Here is a 20,097-nt window from a genome sequence, read left to right as displayed (position 1 = left end):
GTTTTTGATAGTTTCCACTGACCGTTCGGGCTGAGCTTGTCGAAGCCGGGGCTCGGGTGCTGGATAAGCCGCATGCCTGGTTTGAGGGCGGGAGCGGGGGTGTGCGCCCGGCGGCGCAGTAACTTTCTCTTGTCTCGCCAAGAGAAAGTCACCAAAGAGAAGGCGACCCTACTGTGCGTGTCCCTTCGCTGCGCTACGGGCAACCTGCGATGCTCGGTCAGCGGGTGCGCCGCAGAACTCACTGCGCGCTGCGCGCTCCGTTCAAACAACTGCGGCGAGTCAGTGCACGAAGTGCGTGTGTCCTGCGGCACACGCACGCACCCCCTGCCCTGCGCTTCTCGGCACGCACAGAAGGGAACCCGCAACCGGACAACCCCACGGGCCATTGCTGCGCTCGGCCTGGATGGCGCAGGCGCTGCGCGCCGCGACCGCGAGGCCGAGCGCAGCGATGGCCCGTGTTGACTGTTCGGCTGTTCGGCTGTCCCACCCCTGCTGGCTGCGCCTGCGGCGGGGCGATTGCGGGGTGAGCATGCGCGTCGGAGCGCGCATGCCTCGTAATCTGACTCGCCGTGGTTGTCCGAGCGGCGCGCGCCAGCGCAAAGCGAGTTCCACGGCGCACCCCGCAACCGCCCCGACGCAGGTTTGCCCCTTCGCACAGCGAAGGGGTCGCAGACTGGGGGTCGCCTTTTCTTTGGTGACTTTCTTTTGGCGAAGCAAAAGAAAGTTACTCGCATGCCGGGCGACTCCCGGCCTCCGCCCTCAACACGGGCATGCTTTCTCAACCAGCACGCCCCAGCTTCGACAAGCTCAGCCAGAACGGATGGGGAGCGCCCAGGCTTCGACAGGCTCAGCCCGAACGAATGAGGTTCAGTTGCACGACCACAAAGCGAAGAGCGGCAGACCACCATATCACCGCCCCAAATAAACCTCAATCACCCGCTCGTCCGCCTGCACCTGGTCCAGCGTCCCCTGCGCGAGCACCGCCCCATCGCACAAAACGGTGACGATCTCGGAGATGGTGCGGATGAAAGACATGTCGTGCTCCACCACCATCAGCGAATGCTTTCCCTTGAGCGTCAAAAAAAGCTCCGCAGTGCGCGCCGTCTCCTCGTCCGTCATTCCCGCCACCGGCTCGTCCAGCAACAGCAATTTCGGGTCTTGCATCAACAGCATCCCAATCTCCAGCCACTGCTTCTGCCCATGGCTCAAGTTGCCCGCCTGGAGCGTCACGCTGCCCGCCAGATGGATGGTGTGCAACACCTCGGCCAGACGGTCCGACTGCGCTGAATCGAGCCGAAAGAACAGGCTCGACTGCACACCCTTGTGCGTCTTCAAAGCCAGCTCCAGGTTCTCGAACACGCTGAGCTGCTCGAACACCGTGGGTTTCTGAAACTTGCGTCCGATCCCCAAGCTGGCGATCTCGGGCTCGTTGTGGCGTAGCAGGTCGATGGTGGAGCCAAAGTACACCGTGCCGCTGTCGGGCCGCGTCTTGCCGGTGATGATGTCCATCATCGTCGTCTTGCCCGCACCGTTGGGGCCGATGATGCAGCGCAGCTCGCCGGGCGCTATGTCCAGGCTCAGGTTGTTGATGGCCTTGAAACCGTCAAAACTCACGTTCACGTCTTCCAGGTACAGGATGCGGCCATGGGTGACGTCCACCTCGCCGGGCGTGGCGATGCGCGCAAATCCTGCAGCGCGGCCGCCCGATTCCGTCTGGCCCAAGGCCGCGGGTGCCAGCCTGCCCTGCATGCGCCGCGCGCCTTCGTCCATCAGGTCGGGCGTCATGGCGCGGCTCCTTCGGTCTTCTTGTTCTTCTTCCACTTCTTCACCAGGCCCACCACGCCTCCCGGCTTGCGCAGCAAGCCGACGATTCCATTCGGCAGGAACAGCGTGACGGCGATGAACAGTGCGCCCAGAAAGTACAGCCAGAACTCCGGGGCCGTCACGGTGAGCCAGCTCTTGGCGCCGTTGACGATGAAGGCGCCCACGATGGGGCCGATCAGCGTGGCACGGCCGCCCACGGCAGCCCACACCGCAATCTCGATGGAGTTGGCGGCGCTCATCTCGCCGGGGTTGATGATGCCGACCTGGGGCACATACAAGGCGCCCGCCACGCCGCACATCATGGCGCTGATGGTCCAGATGGTGAGCTTGTAGGGCAGCGGCGAGTAGCCCGAGAACATGACGCGCGTTTCGGCATCGCGCACCGCCTGCAGCACGCGGCCAAACTTGCTGCGCACCAGCCAGCGGGCCAGCAAAAAGAACACCAGCAACGTGACGCCCGTGAGCACGAAGAGCAGCATGCGCATGTTCTGCGTGGCCAGCGGCATGCCCAGAATGCGCTTGAAGTCGGTAAAGCCGTTGTTGCCGCCAAAGCCCGTCTCATTGCGAAAGAACAGCAGCATGGCCGCATACGTCATGGCCTGCGTGATGATGGAAAAGTACACGCCCTTGATGCGCGAGCGGAAGGCGAAGTAGCCGAACACAAACGCAATCACGCCCGGCACCGCCACGATGAGGATCAGCGTGGCCACAAAGCTGTCCGACAGCGCCCAGTGCCAGGGCAGCTCCTTCCAGTCGAGGAACACCATGAAGTCGGGCAGGTCGCTCTGGTAGTTGCCATCGCGCCCGATCTGGCGCATCAGGTACATGCCCATCACATAGCCACCCAATGCGAAGAACAGGCCGTGGCCCAGGCTCAGGATGCCGGAGTAGCCCCAGATCAGGTCCATGGCGAGTGCGCAGATGGCGTAGCACATGATCTTGCCGAGCAGCGCCACGGCGTAGTCGCTGAGGTGCAACGCGCTGCCTGCGGGCACCCACAGGTTGAGCACGGGCGCCACGGCGCACACCACGATGAGCGCCACGATGAAGGCCGACCAGCCCCCGCGTGTGAGCAGCGGTGCGGGTGCGGGCAGTTGGAGATTGGAAAGCTTGGTGGTCATGGTATAGATCGCCCTTCAGTCCGCAGTGCGGCCTTTCACGGCGAAGATGCCCTGCGGCCGCTTCTGGATGAAGATGATGATGAACACCAGCACGGCGATCTTGGCCAACACGGCGCCCGTCCAGCCTTCGAGGAACTTGTTGAGCACGCCCAGGCCCAGCGCGGCATACACGGTGCCGGCCAGCTGGCCCACGCCGCCCAGCACCACCACCATGAACGAATCCACGATGTAGCCCTGCCCCAGGTCGGGCCCCACGTTGCCCACCTGGCTTAAAGCGCAGCCCGCCAGGCCGGCAATGCCCGAGCCGAGCGCAAACGCATAGGTATCGACGCGCGCCGTGTTCACGCCCATGCACGAGGCAATGGGGCGGTTCTGCGTGACGCCGCGCACGAACAGGCCCAGCCGCGTCTTGCTGATGAGAAAGGCCACACCGGCCAGCACCGCCAGTGCAAAGGCGACGATGATCACGCGGTTCCAGGGCAGCTGCAGGTTGTCCATGAGCTGCACGCCGCCGCTCATCCATGCGGGGTTTTCCACGCCCACGTTTTGCGCACCGAACACGCTGCGCACCAGTTGCTGCAGCATCAGGCTGATGCCCCAGGTGGCCAGCAGGGTCTCCAGCGGGCGGCCGTACAGAAAGCGGATCACGCCACGCTCCAGCACCGCACCCATGAGGGCCGATGCCATGAAGGCGGCAGGCACGGCCGCGACCAGGTACCAGTCGAACGCACCCGGAAAGTACCGCTGGAATACGCCCTGCATCACATAGGTGGCATAGGCGCCGATCATCATCAGCTCGCCGTGCGCCATGTTGATCACGCCCATGAGGCCGTAGGTGATGGCCAGGCCCAGCGCCACCAGCAGCAGGATAGACCCCAGGCTGATGCCCGAGAACATGGCGGCCAGGCGCTCGCCCCACTGCAGGCGTTCTTCCACGCTCTTCAGCGCGGCCTGCAAGGCAGCCTTGACCTTGGGGTCTTCCTCGCCGCGCAGCTGCTCCAGCAGCACGGTGCGCGTGGCGGGGTTGCCGCTGGCGGCCAGGTGTTGCGCAGCGTCCAGGCGCTTGGCGGCGTCGCCGCTGGCAATCAGGATGCGTGCGCGGATGCTCTCCAGGCGGGCCTTCAGTGCGCTGTCCTGCTCGGCGGCCAGCGCCTTCTCGATCAGCGGCAGACGGGCTTCGTCGGTCTCTTCGCGCAGGGCGTCGATGGCCTGGCGGCGCTGGGCCATGTCGGCGGACATGAGCTGCAGCGAGGCCAGCGCGGTGTCGAACTCGCCGCGCATGCGGTTGTTGTTGACGATGTCTTCGGCATCCTCCGGTACGGGCACCTCTGCGCCGGTCACGGGGTCGTAGCCCTTGTCGTCCTTCACGACGATGGCCTGGTCGCCCGCGATCTTCACCGCGTCGTCGGCCATGGCGCGGATGAAGGCCACAGTGGCCTCGTCTGGCGTGGCGATGGCGGCCTGCAGCGCAGCGATGCGCTCATCGGTATCGCCACTGGCCATGGCCCGCGCCGCCTCGACCGTGAGTGCGTGCGCCTGCACGGCTGCACACAGCAGCAGGCAGGCGATCAGGCGGGAAAAGATGGATGAAAGCATGGCACAAGCCGGTGGCGTCTGAAAAAGCAGCGGGCCGCGGAACATGCGCGAACCCAGGCCAGGGATGCCGCGGAACCGGCTTTGCCGGGCCGCTGGCATCGTCCCCCCTCCCGCATCGCGCAGCGAGGCGAGAGAGGGGGTGAAGGCGCGCTAGCGCCTCAGGGGGGTGTACCGAATCACAGCTTCGACTTGCCGTCCGGCTCGTCCTTCTTCTTGTCGTTGCCTTCGATGTACGGGCTCCATGGCTTGGCCTTCACAGGACCAGGCGTCTTCCACACCACGTTGAACTGGCCATCGGCCTTGATCTCGCCGATGAACACGCTCTTGTGCAGGTGGTGGTTCTTCTCGTCCATCTTGCTGACGATGCCCGACGGTGCCTTGAAGGTCTGGCCAGCCATGGCGGCAATTACCTTGTCGGTGTCGGTGCTCTTGGCCTTGGTCACGGCCTGGGCCCACATGTTGATACCGATGTAGGTAGCTTCCATCGGGTCGTTGGTGAGCGGCTTGTCTTTGTGGCCGGCAATGCCCTTGGCCTTGGCGTAGTCGCTCCACTTCTTGATGAACTCGGTGTTGGCCGGGCTCTTGATGGACTGGAAGTAGTTCCAGGCGGCCAGGTGGCCGACCAGCGGCTTGGTGTCCACGCCGCGCAGTTCCTCTTCACCCACGCTGAAGGCGACCACGGGCACGTCCTTGGCCTTCAGGCCCGCGTTGCCCAGCTCCTTGTAGAAAGGCACGTTGGAGTCGCCGTTGATGGTGGAGACCACGGCCGTCTTGCCGCCCTGGCTGAACTTCTTGATGTCGGCCACGATGGTCTGGTAGTCCGAATGGCCGAACGGGGTGTACTTCTCGTCGATGTCGGAATCCTTCACGCCCTTGGACTTGAGGTAGGCGCGCAAGATCTTGTTGGTGGTGCGGGGGTACACATAGTCGGTGCCCAGCAGCACCCAGCGCTTGGCACCGCCGCCGTCCTTGCTCATCAGGTAGTCCACCGCAGGGATGGCCTGCTGGTTGGGTGCGGCGCCGGTGTAGAACACGTTTTTGGACAGCTCTTCACCCTCGTACTGCACGGGGTAGAACAGCAGGCCGTTCATTTCTTCCACGACGGGCAGCACCGACTTGCGGCTCACGCTGGTCCAGCAGCCGAAGATGACCGAGACCTTGTCCTGGCCCAGCAGCTGTTTGGTTTTTTCAGCAAACAGCGGCCAGTTGGAGGCCGGGTCCACCACCACGGGTTCGAGCTTCTTGCCCAGCACGCCACCCTTGGCATTGATCTCGTCAATCGCCATCAGCACGGTGTCTTTCAACACGGTTTCGGAAATCGCCATGGTGCCCGACAGGCTGTGCAGGATGCCGACCTTGATGGTGTCCTGGGCATGGGCTGGCAATGCAGACAGGCCAGCGAGCGTAGCGACAGCCGCAAGGGCCTTGAGGGAATAACGACGTTGCATGTGTGCTTCTCCGGTAGGTAAGGATTCAAACCGCCTCGCCCTGGGCCCCCGGTGAACTCCAGTGGGCTGTGTAGTGCGATGGAATGGATTCTGGAGAGCGGGGTGTGCTTGGGAAATACGCCGGGTGGCGTATGTGCGGCCGGCGCGTGCGTGGCGATGCGGCGCCGGCGCAACGCATGTGTCGGGTAGGCGAAACGCTATGCATTGAGTAGCTGCCAGCGCTTGATGGATAAGCGCTAGAGGCCAAAAACACTCAAAATCTCTAGCCCCAAAGCGGTGGCGAAAGTCCCAAAGTTTTACGATGGGCAGCCTCCGCACTCCCCCGCTCACGCCAAAAAGGATGAACCCATGGTGAAACGACGCACAGTGCTCCTCGGCGGCGCCGCAACAGCAGGTGCGCTGGTCATTGGCTGGGGCGTGATGCCGCCACGCCAGCGCCTGCACCCGTCCGACCCGCTGCCGCAGACCAGCGGGCAGGCCGCGTTGAACGGCTGGGTCAAGGTAGGCGCCGACAACACCGTGACGGTGATGATGGCCAAGTCCGAGATGGGCCAGGGCGCACACACGGGCCTGGCCGCCATCCTGGCCGAAGAGCTGGACGCCGACTGGGCGCAGGTGCGGCTGGAGATGACGCCCATCGACGACATCTACAACAACCTCGCCACCGTGGTGGACGGCCTGCCCTTTCACCCCGACAACGATGGCTCGATGAAGGCCGTGGTCGGCTGGCTGACCGCCAAGACCATGCGCGAGGTGGGCGTGATGATGACGGGCGGCTCCAGCAGCATCAAGGACCTGTGGCTTCCCATGCGCGAGGCTGGCGCCCATGCGCGCGCCATGCTGATCCGCGCCGCCGCTGCGCAGTGGGGCGTGCAAGCCGCAGAGTGCACGGCCAACGCAGGCTGGGTGGAACACACCACAGGGCAGCGCGCCACCTTTGGCGAACTGGCCGCCCTGGCCGCGCAGCAGCCCATGCCGGGCAAGGTCACGCTGAAAGAGCCTGCGCAGTTCAAGCTGATCGGCAAGCCGCTCACGCGCATCGAGGCGCCCAGCAAACTCGATGGCACGGCCGTCTTCGGCATCGACGCCAACCCGCCCGGCCTGCTGCACGCCAGTCTCGTGATGTGTCCCACTCGCGGTGGCAAGGTGGCCCGCTTTGACGCGGCCGCCGCCCAGAAGCTGCCCGGCGTGAAACACGTGCTCGAAGTGGCGCCCTACCACGGCGGCACGGGCGGCGTGGCGGTGATTGCCGACACGCCCTGGCACGCCAAAAAGGCCGCCGCCGCAGTCACCGTGGAATGGGACCACGGCCCCGCCGCCACCTTGTCGAGCGACACCGTGATGGCGCGCCTGGCGCAGGCGCTGGACGAAGCCAAGGGCTTTGGCTACCACAGCGCGGGCGATGTGGACGCGGCCATGCAAGGCGCTGCGACCACCATCACCGCCGACTACCGCGCGCCCTACCTGGCCCACGCCGCGCTGGAGCCGATTAACTGCACGGTGCAGTTCAAAGACGGCGCTGCCACCGTGTGGACATCCACCCAGGTGCCGGGCCTGGCGCGCCGCGCGGCGGCCAAGGCGCTGGGCATCGACGATGAAAAAGTGACCGTGCACCAGCTGCTGCTGGGTGGCGGCTTTGGCCGCCGGCTGGAGGCCGACTACGTGGCCCAGGCCGCCGCCATAGCCAAGGTGGCCGGTGGTGCGCCGGTGCAAACGCTGTGGAGCCGCGAGCAGGACACGCAGCACGACTTCTACCGCCCGGCGTGCATGTCCCGCTTCAAGGCGGGGTTTGACGCGCAGGGCCAGCTGGTGGCGTGGCACAACGTGTCGGTGGGCCAAGCCATCGTGCCGCAGGTGCTGGTGCGCACCTTTGGCCTCGCAGGCGCAGAGCCGGACAAGACCACGTCCGAAGGCGCGTTCGACCAGCCCTACGAATGGCCCCATGCGCGCATTGCGCACGAGATCGTCGACCTGCCGCTGCCCGTGGGCTTCTGGCGATCGGTCGGGCATTCACACCAAGCGTTCTTCAAGGAGAGTTTTGTGGACGAGGCCGCAGCCGCGGCCAAACAAGACCCGGTGGCCTTTCGCACCGCACTGCTGCAAAAGCACCCGCGCCATCTGAAAGTGCTGCAAAAGGTGGCCGAGCTGGCGGGCTGGGGCCAACCGCTGGCGCCGGGTGCAGCGGGCGAGAAGCGTGCGCGCGGCGTGGCGCTGCACCAGTCGTTCGGCTCCATCGTGGCGCAGGTGGCCGAGGTGTCGGTGGGGGCGGACAAGGCCATCCGCGTGCACCGCGTGGTGTGCGTTGTCGACTGCGGCGCGGCCATCAACCCCAACCTGATTGCGCAGCAGATGGAAAGCGGCGTGGTGTTTGGCCTGACGGCGGCGCTGTATGGCGAGATCACGCTGAAGGACGGGCAGGTGCAGCAAAGCAATTTTCACGACATGCCGCTGTTGCGCATGGCCGACTGCCCGCAGGTGGAAACCCACATCATCGACAGCGCCGAGCCGCCCGAAGGCGTGGGCGAGCCCGGCGTGCCGCCCATTGCACCGGCGGTGGCGAATGCTCTCTTCGCACTCACCGGCCAGCGTCTGCGCGCCCTGCCCCTGAAACTTGCCTGACTGGATTGAAACCATGCCTACCACCTTGCGCATCAACGGCAAAGCCATCTCCGTCACCGCCGAACCCGACACGCCCCTGCTGTGGGTGCTGCGCGGCGAGCTGCACATGAACGGCACCAAGTTTGGCTGCGGCATGGCGCTGTGCGGCGCCTGCACCGTGCATCTGAACGGCGAGCCCGTGCGCGCCTGCATCACGCCCCTGTCGGCCGTGGGCGATGCCGGCATCACCACCATCGAAGGCCTGCAGGGCCCCGAGGCCACAGCCCTGCGCACCGCATGGACGGTGCTGGATGTGGCGCAGTGCGGCTACTGCCAGAGCGGGCAGCTGATGTCAGCCTGCGCGCTGCTGAAGAAGACACCCAAGCCCAGCGATGCGGACATTGATGCTGCGATGGGCGGGAATGCGTGTCGGTGCGGGACGTATCCGAGGATTCGGGCCGCGATTCATCGGGCGGCTGAGGGGCGGGGTTGATTTTCGGTTCGCTCGCTGATCTGAGCTGCATGACTAATTGAAGGGCGGGAGCCGGGGTGTGCGCCCGGCGGCGCAGTAACTTTCTCTTGCCTCGCCAAGAGAAAGTCACCAAAGAGAAGGCGACCCTACACGCTGCGTCCCTTCGCTTCGCTGCGGGCAACCTGCGGTGCTCGGTTTTGGCGGGGTCTCGCTAAACTCGTGCCGCTTCGCGTCACTCAAACAGACGCGAGCCCTGATCCGCCAAAACCTCCGCTCCTCGGCGCATCCTGAAGGGAACCCGGGGATCGGACATCCACCCGGGCCATTGCTTCGCTGCGCTGCGCTCGGCCCCAAACGCGCGGGCGCAAGCGCCTCGCTGCGCAGACTGGGCCGAGCGAAGCAATGGCCCGTGTGGCTGTTCGGATGTTCGGCTGTCCCACCCCTGCTGGCTGCGCCTGCGGCGGGGCGGTTGCGGGGTGAGCATGCGCGTCGAAGCGCGCATGCCTCGTGAACTGACTCGCCGTGGTTGTTCGAGCGGCGCGCCGCAGGCGCAAAGCGAGTTCCACGGCGCACCCCGCAACCGCCCCGACGTAGGTTTGCCCCTTCGCACAGCGAAGGGGTCGCAGACTGGGGGTCGCCCTTTCTTTGGTGACTTTCTTTCGGCGAAGCGAAAGAAAGTTACCGCGCTGCCGGGCGCGCTCCCCGGCCTCCGCCCTCAAACCAGGCACACCGCCCCAAACACACCAGAAACCCAACCCAGTTAGAGTATCGACCTCGCGCAACCCCTGGCCCGCCCAGGCATCTTCTCCTCCCTCCCCATGTCCAACCTCGTCGTCCACGGCGGCACCCCGCTCAAGGGCCGCATTACGCCATCTGCCAACAAGAACGCCGTGCTGCCCGTGCTCTGCGCCACGCTGCTCACCAACGAGCCACTCAGGCTGCTCGGCGTGCCCGACATCACCGATGTGCGCAAGATCCTCGACATCTTCCGCACGCTGGGCAGCGATGTGCAGATGGACCACACCACCGGCACGCTGGAGTTGCACCACCACGCCACCACGTTCGACGCGGCCCACCACCGCCTGCCCGAGGAAATGCGCTCGTCCATCATGCTGGTGCCCCCGCTGCTGGCGCGCTTTGGCGTGGCGCGGCTGGAGGACAACGTCAAGGGCTGCACGCTGGGCGTGCGCGAGATCGATCCGCATGTGGAGGTGTTCCACCGCTTTGGCGGGCGCGTGGAACGGGCCGAAGGCTCGCTGCTGATCCGCTGCGACGGCAGGCTGCAGGCCAACCACCACTGGCTGGACTACGCATCGGTCACCACCACTGAGAACTTCGTGCTGTGCGCCGCCACGGCCGAGGGCACGTCGGTGCTGACGAACGCCGCGTCGGAGCCCCACGTGCAGGAGTTCTGCCGCTTCATGACCATGATCGGCGTGCGCATTGAGGGCATGGGCACGTCGCGCATCACGGTGCACGGCGGCACGCAGCTGCGTGGCGGGGAGTTCCGTTTCGACGAAGATTTCCACGAAATCACGACCTTCCTCGCGCTGGGGGCGATCACCGGTGGCGACGTGGTGGTGAAGAACAGCGCACCCGAGAACTTTCCGCTGATTGACCGCACGTTTGCCAAGTTCGGCGTCACCATCACGCACGAGGACGGCTGGTCGCGCGCGCACTGCGCGGGGCCGCTCAAGGTGCAGACGCCGTTCACCAGCAATGTGCTGACCAAGGTGGAGGCGGCGCCCTGGCCGTACTTTCCGGTGGACCTGCTGCCCATTTTCATCGCCCTCGGTGTGCGGGCCGAGGGCAATGCGCTGTTCTGGAACAAGGTGTACGACGGCGCTTTAGGCTGGGCGGGCGAGCTGTCGAAGTTTGGCGCGCATGTGTTCCAGTCCGACCCGCACCGTCTGGTCACCTTTGGCGGCAATGCGCTCACGCCAGCGGTGGTGGAGAGCCCCTACATCATCCGCGTGGCGATTGCGCTCTTCATGGTGGCGGTCAGCACCCCCGGGCGCTCGGAGATCCGCAACGCCACGCCGATTCGCCGCGCGCACCCGCACTTTGTGGAGAACCTGCGCAGCCTGGGCGTGCAGGTGGAGTGGACGAGCGAGGAGTGAGTGGGTGAGTGAGCCTCCGCCTCTCAGGCGGTGAGTGCCCCTGCTGCGTCTTCGCCCGGTTCCCTGAGCACGTGCATCGCGGCAGGCGCGCCGGGCGGAACATCGGCGCAATACACCGCATTGCGCCCCGTACCCTTGGCACGGTAGAGGGCCGTGTCGGCGCGGTTGATCAGCGCTTCAAAGTCATAGCTGCAGCCCTGCTGCAGCGTGGCTACGCCAATGCTCACGGTGACGGAAACGCATGCGCCTGCGTCGTTCACGGGCACTCGCATTGCGGCGATCTCGCGCCGCAGCGTCTCGGCCACATGCAGCGCGCTGGTGCCCCCGGTCTCGGGCAGCACGATGACGAACTCTTCCCCGCCAAACCGCGCCACGATGTCCACCCCGCTGCGCTTGCGCGCTGCACAGGCGTTGGCCACGGCGCAGATCACGCGGTCGCCTGCCAGATGGCCCCACGCGTCGTTGACGGCCTTGAAGAGGTCGATGTCCACCACCAGCACGGACACCGGGTGCCCAAACCGCTCGGAGCGTTTGCACTCGTTCGCGCCCAGGTTCATGAGGGTGCGCCGGTTCGACAGGCCGGTCAGCGCATCATGGGCGGCCAGCAGTTCCAGCGCCGCATTGAGTTCCTGCAGCAGCTGGTTTTGCTCCACCAGCTGCCGGTTGATCTGCGCGATCTCGTCTTCCTGCTGCTTGCGGTCGTGGATATTGAACGTCACGCCGATCAGGCGCTTGCCCGGCGTGTCCGTGTTGCGGTCCATGATGCGGCCGTAGTTGGCAAACCAGATCCACTCGCCCGCCTTGGAGCGCAGCCGGAACTCGGCGCGGTACTGCGGCGTGGCGCCCGCCACATGGTCGGCCACCGCCTGCCGGACCCTTTCGAGATCACCGGGATGAAACAGGGCAAAGATATCCTCCAGGCCGGACGCCATTTCGTCCTCGGCAAAGCCCAGCTCCCGGAAGGTCTTGGTCGCCTTGTACGTGACCTGGCCGGTGACCAGGTCGTTCTCCCAAAGATCAAGACCGGCGGCTTCAAGCACCAGTGCCAGACGATCCTTGTTCAGGTCTTTTTCAGTGTCGCCCATCGCCATTGGCACCTTGTGTCAGCCCCGCCCTGTTGAAAGCCCCCAGTGGTGGCAAAGGCCACCGCCGCCCAAAGCCATGGCAACGTGGCCCCCTGCCATGTCGCACCCGTCCTGCCCACGGTGATGGATGCGCCTGGCACCACCTCTGCCGCCTCCCTGGCACGATACGCCCACGCGCCTCCTTGTCAATCGACGGCTTCCCTCGCAGCCTCCCACGCACTGTGGGCGACACGTCGGTAACGGCACGGGAAAGCACGCTGGCCGGTCTCGGCGCCTTCGCCTATGCTCTGCACCACGTCAACCTGCCACCATCATCTCCTGAACGCACCATGAGTACCCCCGAAAAATCCACCGTCTACGGCACCGAAGACCTGCTGATCAGCCTGTGCAACTCCGTCACCCGCGTGCTGGGCGTGGCCACCCACAGCCAGATCCACTACTCCGGCATGGTGCAGCGCATCAGCAAGACCTGCCTGAAGCCCGACATCGGCTGCTTTGTGCTGTTTGACGGCGGCTTCTCGGGGCTGGTGATCATCAACTTCTCGGGCCAGGCGGCGATGGAGCTGTATGCCAACTACCTGCTGAACATGGGCATGTCCAAGGACGACCTGGTCAGCTCGTACACCTCCGACGAGGTCAGCAACGTGATGGGCGAGCTGATGAACCAGGTGGTGGGCGACTTCACCGGCAAGGTGCGGCGCGAGCTGCAGACCCACATCACCCAGAACCAGCCCAAGATGCTGGTGCTGAACAAGCAGGTGCAGCTGAGCGTGGACGCCAACCTTGACAAGCCCGAAGCCCGCCGCGTGACCTTCTACACCAGCAACAACAACATCTTCTACCTGGAGCTCGCCATCGACCGCACCGAGTTCATCAAGCTCTATGACTTTGAAGCGCAGGAAGCGCCCGACCCCGACGCGCTGATGGCCCAGTCGCAGGCCGCGCCCCCGGTGCCCGCGCCACCGCCTGCGGGGCAGGACGATACCGATGCGCTGCTCAAGTCGCTGGGGATGTAAATAGCTATCAAAATAATAGCTTCTGGCACTTTACTGGCAAGGGCGGTTTCAAGTCCAAGCGCAAGCGGCCAAAAATACCTAAAAACAGGCGGTTCGGCAGCCCTCAAACCGGGCGCCGCGTGCCCAGCCGCTCCGCGATCCAGATGCCACCGAGCACCATTGCCAGTGCCACGGCGTGGTACCAGCCCACCGGCTCGCCCAGCACGCCCACGGCCAGTGCGGGGCCAAAGACAGGGTTGAGGTTGAGGAACACGCTGGCGCGTGCGGGGCCGATCATTTCCACAGCGCGGATGAAGAGGATCTGCGAGACAAACGATGGCAGCAGACCGATGTAGACCAGAATGGCCCAGCCCCACGGCGTAGGCCAGAAAAAGCGCCCCGACAGCAGTTCGGCCGCCAGCAGCGGCAAAGAGGCCAATGCCGCAACACCCGCCACGGCCGAGAAAAAAACCAGCGGCGGCACCGTAGGCCGTGAGCGCAGCCCCAGCGTGTAGCCGGCGTACAGCAGCGAGGCCAACAAGATCCAGGCGTCGCCCAGGTTGATGTCCAGCGCTGCCAGCGCAGCCCAGGAGCCGCGCGAGGCCACCACCGCCACGCCCGCCAGCGTGATGACAACACCCACCATCTGCAGAGCGGTGACCCGCAACCCGAAAAACATCACACCGCCCAGCAACACCAGCACGGGGATCATTCCCTGTATCAGCGAAAGGTTGACGGCCGTGGTGTGGTGTGCCGCTGCATAGAACAGCGCGTTGAAAGCGGTGAACCCGCTCACGCCCATCAGCGCCAGATACATCCAGCGGCCGCGCAGCGCCGGAAAATGCTGTGCCACCTGCTGGCGCGCCACAAACCACAGCGCGATACAAGCAATGCCCCAGCGCGCCGTGGTGAGCATCATCGGAGAAACATGGCCCACGGCCAGGCGCGCCGCCACCGCATTGCTACCCCAGATGAGGGTGGTGACCACCAGCAGCAGCGCCGGGCGCCGGTACAGCCCGCGCAGGAAGGCCCCGCGCGCAGCAACAGAGGGAGATGCGGACATGGGCTGAGCGTAGCAAATCGCCACAGCACACCCGATCCCGCGCCACCACACACCGCCAGACAGGCTGCCGGCCCGCCGCGCAGGCGGGCATGCAGTCATGCGCCCGGCTCCGCACGCGCAGCCGCCTACCCCTCAAACTGCGGGTGCAACTGCCGGATACGGTTCATCGCCATTCCCGCCGCCGCAGTGCGCGTCTCCACCCCCAGCTTGGCAAACACGCGCTCCAGGTGCTTCTTCACCGTGGCGGGGCTGGCACCCAGAATGTCGCCGATGTCGCGGTTGATCTTGCCCTTGACCACCCAGTACAGCACCTCGGCCTCGCGTGCTGTGAGCTTGAACGACAGGCTCATGGATTCGATGATCTTGGCGTCGGACACCTCGCGCATCACCAGCAGCCAGTCACCGCCGCCCTCGCTGTCGCCTGCCTGCTGGTGCAGGCGGAAGGTGAGGCGGCGCGCGCCCTGTTCGATGGCAAGGCGGGGCGGCTCCGCCAGTGAGGCAGCCAGCAACTCGGCCGCGTTGTCGGCCAGCACGTGGCGGCGCAGCCAGGCCTGCACGGGCTCGGGCGCCCATTGGCCAAATGCGGTGGGCGCGCCATCGGGCCCCACCTCGCCAAAGTAGCTTTGCAGCAGCTCGCGCGCCAGCGGGGTCTGCCACACGATGCGGCCGTCCGACGCACGCACGGTGATGCTGGCGTAGCCAAAGGCGTCGAGTGCATTGCGCGCCTCGCGCGCCTGGCGCGCGTCCTGGCGGGCCTTGCGGGCTGCGCCCAGGTGCACGCCCATGCGGGCCATCACCTCACGCGGCTTGATGGGCTTGGTGACGTAGTCCACACCGCCCGCCTCCAGCGCGGCCACCAGGTGTTCGGTCTCGGTGAGGCCCGTCATGAAAATGATGGGGATGTGCGCGGTGGCGGGGTTGGCCTTGAGCCGCCGTGCAACTTCAAACCCATCCATGCCGGGCATCATCGCGTCGAGCAAAACAATGTCGGGCAGGGCCTGCGCGGCGCGCAACAAGGCGGCTTCGCCATGCGTGGCCACCAGCACGGTGTAGCCGGATTCGTCGAGCGCGTCATGCAGCACGGCCAGGTTGTCCGGCACGTCGTCCACGATCAGCACCACGTCGCTGTCGCTGCGGTTCAGCGCTGCGCCGGGCGACGCAGATGCGGGGTACGAACGGGGAATTGCGGTGGTCATCACGGTGGCGCCTGTTCCAGGATATGGCCCATGGCATCGAACTGGAACTGTTTGGCAAGTTGCCTCATGGTGCCTACAAAAGCGCTGTGCGCGGGCTGGCTGCGTTCGATGTCGTCCAGGGTGTTGAGGATGCCACGGTAGTAGCCCAGGGCGACCACTTGCGCCAGCGCCGCGAGTGTGGCGGCGTCGGGGTAGGTCAGCGGTGCGGGAGTGGCGGGCGCCGCAGTGGCTTGAGGTGCGCCGGGCAAGTGCGCGGCGGGTGGCTCTTCATACAACCATTGCAGGCCAAGACGGCGCTCCAGCCAGCCCAGCAGCTCGCTGTGGCGCACGGGCTTGACGATGAAGTCCTCGGCGCGGATGTTCACGTCGTTGTCCAATGCCTTATCAAAGGCATTCGCAGACACGATGGCGCAGTGGACCTCAGGCAAATGCATCTGCCGCACGCGCCGCAGCGTCTCCCACCCATCAATGCCCGGCATGGCCAGATCCATGAAGATCACGTGCGGGCGGTAGCGGGTGGCCAGCAGGTCCAGCGCGTCGTGCCCGCTGGCCGCCTGGCGCAACTCAAACCCCAGGGGTTCGAGCAGTTGCACCAGCAGTTCGCGGTCGGGCTCTTCGTTGTCCACGACCAGGATGCGGCGGCGCTCGCCGGCGTAGCCCTTGCGGGCGCGCTGTGCAAGCGCTGCCAGTGCGGCAGGCGGCGGGGCGGTTTTGCCCAAAGCGTCGGCATGCACCTCGGGCAAGAAGAGCTTGACGTGAAACACCGAGCCCGCGCCCGGCGTGCTGGTCACCGTCAGCTCCCCGCCCATCAGTGCCGTGAGCATCTTGGCAATGGTCAGCCCCAGCCCCGCGCCCGGCGCCGACGCAGACCCGCTGCCGCCCGAGCCACCGCGCGTGAACGGCTCGAAGATGCGGTCGATCTCGTCGGCGCTGAGGCCCGGCCCGGTGTCTTGCACCTCGATGCGCGCCATCTCGCGCGCATAGCGCACGCGCAGCGTGACGGTGCCGTGCGCCGTGAACTTGACGGCGTTACCCAGTAGGTTGATGAGGATCTGGCGCAGGCGCTTGTCGTCGGCGCGCACCACCTCCGGGATCACCCCCAACACATCGAACGTGAACGCCAGGCCCTTGGCGGCAGCCTGCAGCTCGAACAGGCTGGCCATCTCGTGCAGCCCGTCGGCAAAGCGCATGGGCGCTACATCCAGTGTGAGCTTGCCGGACTCGATGCGCGCGATGTCCAGCGTGCCTTCGATGAGCGACAACAAATGCTCGCCGCCACGCCGGATCACATGTACCGCCTGCTTGCGGTGCGTCGGAACGCCGGTGTCCTCACCCATCAGCTGCGCATAACCCAGGATGGAGTTCAGGGGTGTGCGGATCTCGTGGCTGATGGCGCTGATGTAGCGGCTCTTGGCCTGGTTGGCCTGGTCGGCGGCGCGCTTGGCTTCTTCGGCCACCTGGCGCGCCTGCTCGGCCACGCTGCGCGCAGTCTGCAGGGCCTCGTCGGTCTGGCGGTGCAGGTCGATCTCGCGCACCAAGAGGCCCGTCTGGCGGTTGGATTCTTCTTGCGCCACCTGGCGGCTTTTGTGCGCCAGCACCAGCCACCAGGCCACGATGCCCGAGATGACCAGCAGCGCAAGATAGGCCTTGAGCAAGCCGGAGCGCAACGCCACCTCGGGGGCCGCTGCCACTTCGGTGTCCGTCATGGCCTGGGCAATCGTGTTCAGCTCCTGGTGGTAGAGCAGCCCCATCACGGCCGCGAGCAGCGGCGCAATCACCAGCATCAGCAGCAGGAAGTGGCCGAGGCCCGTGTCAAGGTAGCGCCAGACGGCACGCGGCAGCACCCACCGCAGCGCGGCAGACCACTGCACGGCCATGGTCGCATGGGGTTTACACAGGTCGCCACAGCGCGCGTCCAGCGTGCAGCACAGCGAGCAGATGGCGCCCCGGTAGGCGGGGCACTGCGCCATGTCGGGCGCCTCGTATTCGCGCTCGCAGATCACGCAGCGGTGCACCGTGAGGCGCTGGTAGCTGCCTATGTCTGAAGCCCGACCGCATGGTACGGGGCCTTGCATGGGCACAGCCACCGGCTCGCTCTGCCGTGCGATGTAGTACTTGCCCCGCGTGGCCCAGGCAATCAGCGGTGCGGCCACAAACGCCACGGCCATCGCGATCACGGCCGAGAACGCCTGCGGCAGCGGGCCAAAAAACCCCAGGTGCGCGCTGATGGACACGATGGACGCCAGCGCCATCGACCCCACACCGACGGGGTTGATGTCGTACAGGTGCGCGCGCTTGAACTCGATGCCCTTGGGCGACAGGCCCAGCGGCTTGTTGATGACGAGGTCGGCCACCACGGCCATGATCCAGGCGATGGCGATGTTGGAGTACAGCCCCAGCACCTCGCCCATGGCGCGGAACACGTTCATCTCCATCAGCATGAAGGCGATGAGTGTGTTGAACACCACCCACACCACGCGCCCCGGGTGGCTGTGCGTGAGGCGCGAGAAGAAGTTGGACCACGCCAGCGAGCCCGCATAGGCATTGGTCACATTGATCTTCATCTGCGAGACCACCACGAACAGCGCAGTGGCCGCCACCGCCCAGCCGTAGTGCGGGAACACATACTCGTACGCCACCAGGTACATCTGGTTGGGGTCCACCGCGCGGTCCACCGGCACCATGTGGGAGATGGCCAGCCAGGCCAGCAGCGCACCGCCGAGCATCTTGAGCACGCCCAGCACCACCCAGCCCGGCCCGCCCACCAGCACGCCCAGCCACCAGCGCCCGCGCGTGGCGGAGTTGGATGCGGGCATGAAACGCAGATAGTCGGCCTGCTCCCCCATCTGGGTGATGAGCGCAATGCCGACGGTAAGCGCCGCACCAAACAAGGGCAACTGGAACGTGGCGCCGCGCATTGATTCACCACCGTAGTGCACCACCCCAGAAAACGCACCAGGATCGCGCACGATCACATACACAAACGGCACCACCAGCATCACCAGCCACAGCGGTTGCGTCCACACCTGCAGGCGGCTGATGGCCGACACGCCATGCGTGACCAGCGGAATCACCACCACGGCGCAGATCAGATAGCCCCAGGTGGGCGGGATGTCGAGCGCCAGCTCCAGCGCATAGGCCATCACGGCGGCCTCCAGCGCGAAGAAAATGAAGGTGAAGCTGGCGTAGATCAGCGAGGTGAGCGTGGAGCCGATGTAGCCAAACCCCGCGCCGCGCGTGAGCAGGTCCATGTCCACCCCGTAGCGCGCCGCATACACGCTGATGGGCAGCCCCGCCAGAAAGATGATGAGCCCCGTGGCCACGATGGCCCAGAAGGCGTTGATGAAGCCGTACTGCACCAGCAGCGTGGCACCCACAGCCTCCAGGATCAGGAAGGAGGCCGCACCAAACGCCGTGTTGGCCACACGCCATTCGGACCATTTGCGAAAGCGCTGGGGCGTGTAGCGCAGCGCGTAGTCCTCCATGGTCTCGGTGGCTACCCAGCTGTTGTAGTCGCGGCGCACCTTGACGACCTGCTGGGGGGCCTGCGCATCTACATCCTGCCCCGACGGCTGCACCGGCGCAGCATCGGCGGGAGCAAGGGGCGCAGTGGAAAGTGACATGGGCATGGGATGACAACAAGCACTGCAGGTGCAGTTTCCATGCCACGGCGCGCGCCAGCGAGCACGGCCCTGCGCCACATGACGTATGGCGGGCACGGGGCTTGCTGCCTATGATGAAACGGCCTCAAGCAGATTTCCCGGTACACCCTGGAGTAGTACCGGCTTCGCGGTCGATCAACAAGACCCGTTCGGGCTGAGCGTGTCGAAGCCTCGCGCGGCGCTTCGACAAGCTCAGCGTGAACGGATCTGTGTTTTCTTTTAATGCACATACGCATGAGACGAAACGGAACTGACCCCTCGCGTTCGACACGCTTTGTGGCCGCGCGAGCCGATGACACCAGCATTGAGTAAAACGATATGGAACTGACCCCTCGCGTTCGGCCGCCCCTGCGGTCGCGCGAGCCATTGACCCCAGCATTGAGTGAAACGACATGGAATTGACTCCTCGCGAAAAAGACAAGCTACTGATCTGTACGGCCGCCCTGCTGGCAGAGCGTCGCAAGGCCCGGGGCCTCAAGCTCAACTACCCCGAGGCCGTGGCCCTGATCAGTGCCGCCGTGATGGAAGGCGCGCGCGACGGCAAGACCGTGGCGCAATTGATGAGCGAGGGCCGCAGCGTGCTGACCCGCGCGGACGTGATGGACGGCATCGCCGAGATGATCCCGGACATTCAGGTGGAAGCCACCTTCCCCGACGGCACCAAGCTCGTCACCGTGCACCAACCCATTCTTTGATCAGCCCTCTCACAGGACCCTTCCTCATGCCGCGCACCACCGCCCACCCCAACCGATTCATCACGGCTTGCGCCCTCTGGGTATGCGCAGGCAGCGCATGGGCCCATGATGGCCACAGCCCGCACGGCAGCCACTGGCATGCCACCGATCTGTGGGGCTTTGTCGCCATGGGCCTGGTGGTCGCCCTGGCTATATGGCAAGGCCGCAAGTGACCTCACCCGG

The 20,097-nt window shown here is 65.6% G+C and carries 14 protein-coding genes; 6 read left to right on the top strand and 8 right to left on the bottom strand.

Annotation, left to right across the window (positions count from 1 at the left end):
• Nucleotides 1-909: 909 nt before the first annotated feature.
• From urtD to urtA, 4 genes are all read right to left on the bottom strand, one after another.
• The gene (gene urtD / locus AAFF19_RS06520; RefSeq protein WP_342721524.1) at nucleotides 910-1,785 is read right to left on the bottom strand and encodes an urea ABC transporter ATP-binding protein UrtD; all 876 of its coding nucleotides are present in this window, start codon (nucleotides 1,783-1,785) and stop codon (nucleotides 910-912) included.
• On the bottom strand, nucleotides 1,782-2,945 hold the full coding sequence (gene urtC / locus AAFF19_RS06515; protein ID WP_342721523.1) for an urea ABC transporter permease subunit UrtC: 1,164 nt from the start codon (nucleotides 2,943-2,945) through the stop codon (nucleotides 1,782-1,784). Before urtC ends, urtD begins: the two co-directional genes overlap by 4 nt.
• A gap of 15 nt (nucleotides 2,946-2,960) precedes the next feature.
• The gene (gene urtB, locus AAFF19_RS06510) at nucleotides 2,961-4,541 is read right to left on the bottom strand and encodes an urea ABC transporter permease subunit UrtB (protein ID WP_342721522.1); all 1,581 of its coding nucleotides are present in this window, start codon (nucleotides 4,539-4,541) and stop codon (nucleotides 2,961-2,963) included.
• Nucleotides 4,542-4,717: 176 nt separating this feature from the next.
• Nucleotides 4,718-5,989 carry an urea ABC transporter substrate-binding protein gene (gene urtA / locus AAFF19_RS06505; protein WP_342721521.1) on the bottom strand — a complete coding sequence of 424 codons (1,272 nt, stop codon included), beginning with the start codon at nucleotides 5,987-5,989 and terminating at the stop codon, nucleotides 4,718-4,720.
• A 348-nt stretch (nucleotides 5,990-6,337) separates the two neighbouring features.
• Here urtA and AAFF19_RS06500 point away from each other — a divergent pair, with 348 nt between their 5' ends.
• The 3 genes from AAFF19_RS06500 to AAFF19_RS06490 all read left to right on the top strand — a co-directional run bounded on the left by AAFF19_RS06500 (nucleotide 6,338) and on the right by AAFF19_RS06490 (nucleotide 11,179).
• Nucleotides 6,338-8,608, top strand: a complete 2,271-nt coding sequence (locus AAFF19_RS06500) for a xanthine dehydrogenase family protein molybdopterin-binding subunit (RefSeq protein ID WP_342721520.1) — start codon at nucleotides 6,338-6,340, stop codon at nucleotides 8,606-8,608.
• 13 nt (nucleotides 8,609-8,621) lie between these two features.
• On the top strand, nucleotides 8,622-9,080 hold the full coding sequence (locus tag AAFF19_RS06495) for a (2Fe-2S)-binding protein (protein ID WP_342721518.1): 459 nt from the start codon (nucleotides 8,622-8,624) through the stop codon (nucleotides 9,078-9,080).
• Between the two features lie 797 nt (nucleotides 9,081-9,877).
• Nucleotides 9,878-11,179, top strand: a complete 1,302-nt coding sequence (locus tag AAFF19_RS06490) for a UDP-N-acetylglucosamine 1-carboxyvinyltransferase (RefSeq protein WP_342721517.1) — start codon at nucleotides 9,878-9,880, stop codon at nucleotides 11,177-11,179.
• A 23-nt stretch (nucleotides 11,180-11,202) separates the two neighbouring features.
• Here AAFF19_RS06490 and AAFF19_RS06485 read toward each other — a convergent pair whose 3' ends face one another.
• On the bottom strand, nucleotides 11,203-12,264 hold the full coding sequence (locus AAFF19_RS06485) for a sensor domain-containing diguanylate cyclase (RefSeq protein WP_342721516.1): 1,062 nt from the start codon (nucleotides 12,262-12,264) through the stop codon (nucleotides 11,203-11,205).
• 329 nt (nucleotides 12,265-12,593) lie between these two features.
• Here AAFF19_RS06485 and AAFF19_RS06480 point away from each other — a divergent pair, with 329 nt between their 5' ends.
• Nucleotides 12,594-13,280 (top strand): DUF3334 family protein, encoded by a 687-nt coding sequence (locus tag AAFF19_RS06480; protein ID WP_008905046.1) that lies wholly within the window; start codon nucleotides 12,594-12,596, stop codon nucleotides 13,278-13,280.
• Nucleotides 13,281-13,383: 103 nt separating this feature from the next.
• On the opposite strand, the gene AAFF19_RS06475 is transcribed toward AAFF19_RS06480, so the two are convergent.
• From AAFF19_RS06475 to AAFF19_RS06465, 3 genes are all read right to left on the bottom strand, one after another.
• Nucleotides 13,384-14,322: a DMT family transporter gene (locus tag AAFF19_RS06475; protein ID WP_182118311.1), complete on the bottom strand. Its 939-nt coding sequence runs from the start codon at nucleotides 14,320-14,322 to the stop codon at nucleotides 13,384-13,386.
• Nucleotides 14,323-14,447: 125 nt separating this feature from the next.
• Complete coding sequence (locus AAFF19_RS06470; protein ID WP_182118310.1) at nucleotides 14,448-15,518, bottom strand: response regulator; 1,071 nt, start codon at nucleotides 15,516-15,518, stop codon at nucleotides 14,448-14,450.
• Nucleotides 15,518-19,147 (bottom strand): ATP-binding protein, encoded by a 3,630-nt coding sequence (locus AAFF19_RS06465; RefSeq protein ID WP_182118309.1) that lies wholly within the window; start codon nucleotides 19,145-19,147, stop codon nucleotides 15,518-15,520. The genes AAFF19_RS06470 and AAFF19_RS06465 overlap by 1 nt, the downstream gene beginning before the upstream one ends.
• Nucleotides 19,148-19,572: 425 nt before the next feature.
• Between AAFF19_RS06465 and AAFF19_RS06460 the strand changes: the two genes are divergently transcribed.
• Together AAFF19_RS06460 and AAFF19_RS06455 are read left to right on the top strand one after the other, a co-directional pair.
• The gene (locus tag AAFF19_RS06460) at nucleotides 19,573-19,875 is read left to right on the top strand and encodes an urease subunit gamma (protein ID WP_182118308.1); all 303 of its coding nucleotides are present in this window, start codon (nucleotides 19,573-19,575) and stop codon (nucleotides 19,873-19,875) included.
• 26 nt (nucleotides 19,876-19,901) lie between these two features.
• Complete coding sequence (locus AAFF19_RS06455; RefSeq protein WP_008905051.1) at nucleotides 19,902-20,087, top strand: hypothetical protein; 186 nt, start codon at nucleotides 19,902-19,904, stop codon at nucleotides 20,085-20,087.
• Nucleotides 20,088-20,097: the final 10 nt, after the last annotated feature.

Origin of the sequence: Acidovorax sp. FHTAMBA (assembly GCF_038958875.1) — a bacterium.
GTDB lineage: Bacteria > Pseudomonadota > Gammaproteobacteria > Burkholderiales > Burkholderiaceae_C > Acidovorax.
Note: the sequence above shows the minus strand (reverse complement) of the source record. Positions and strands in the feature narration are given on the sequence as shown.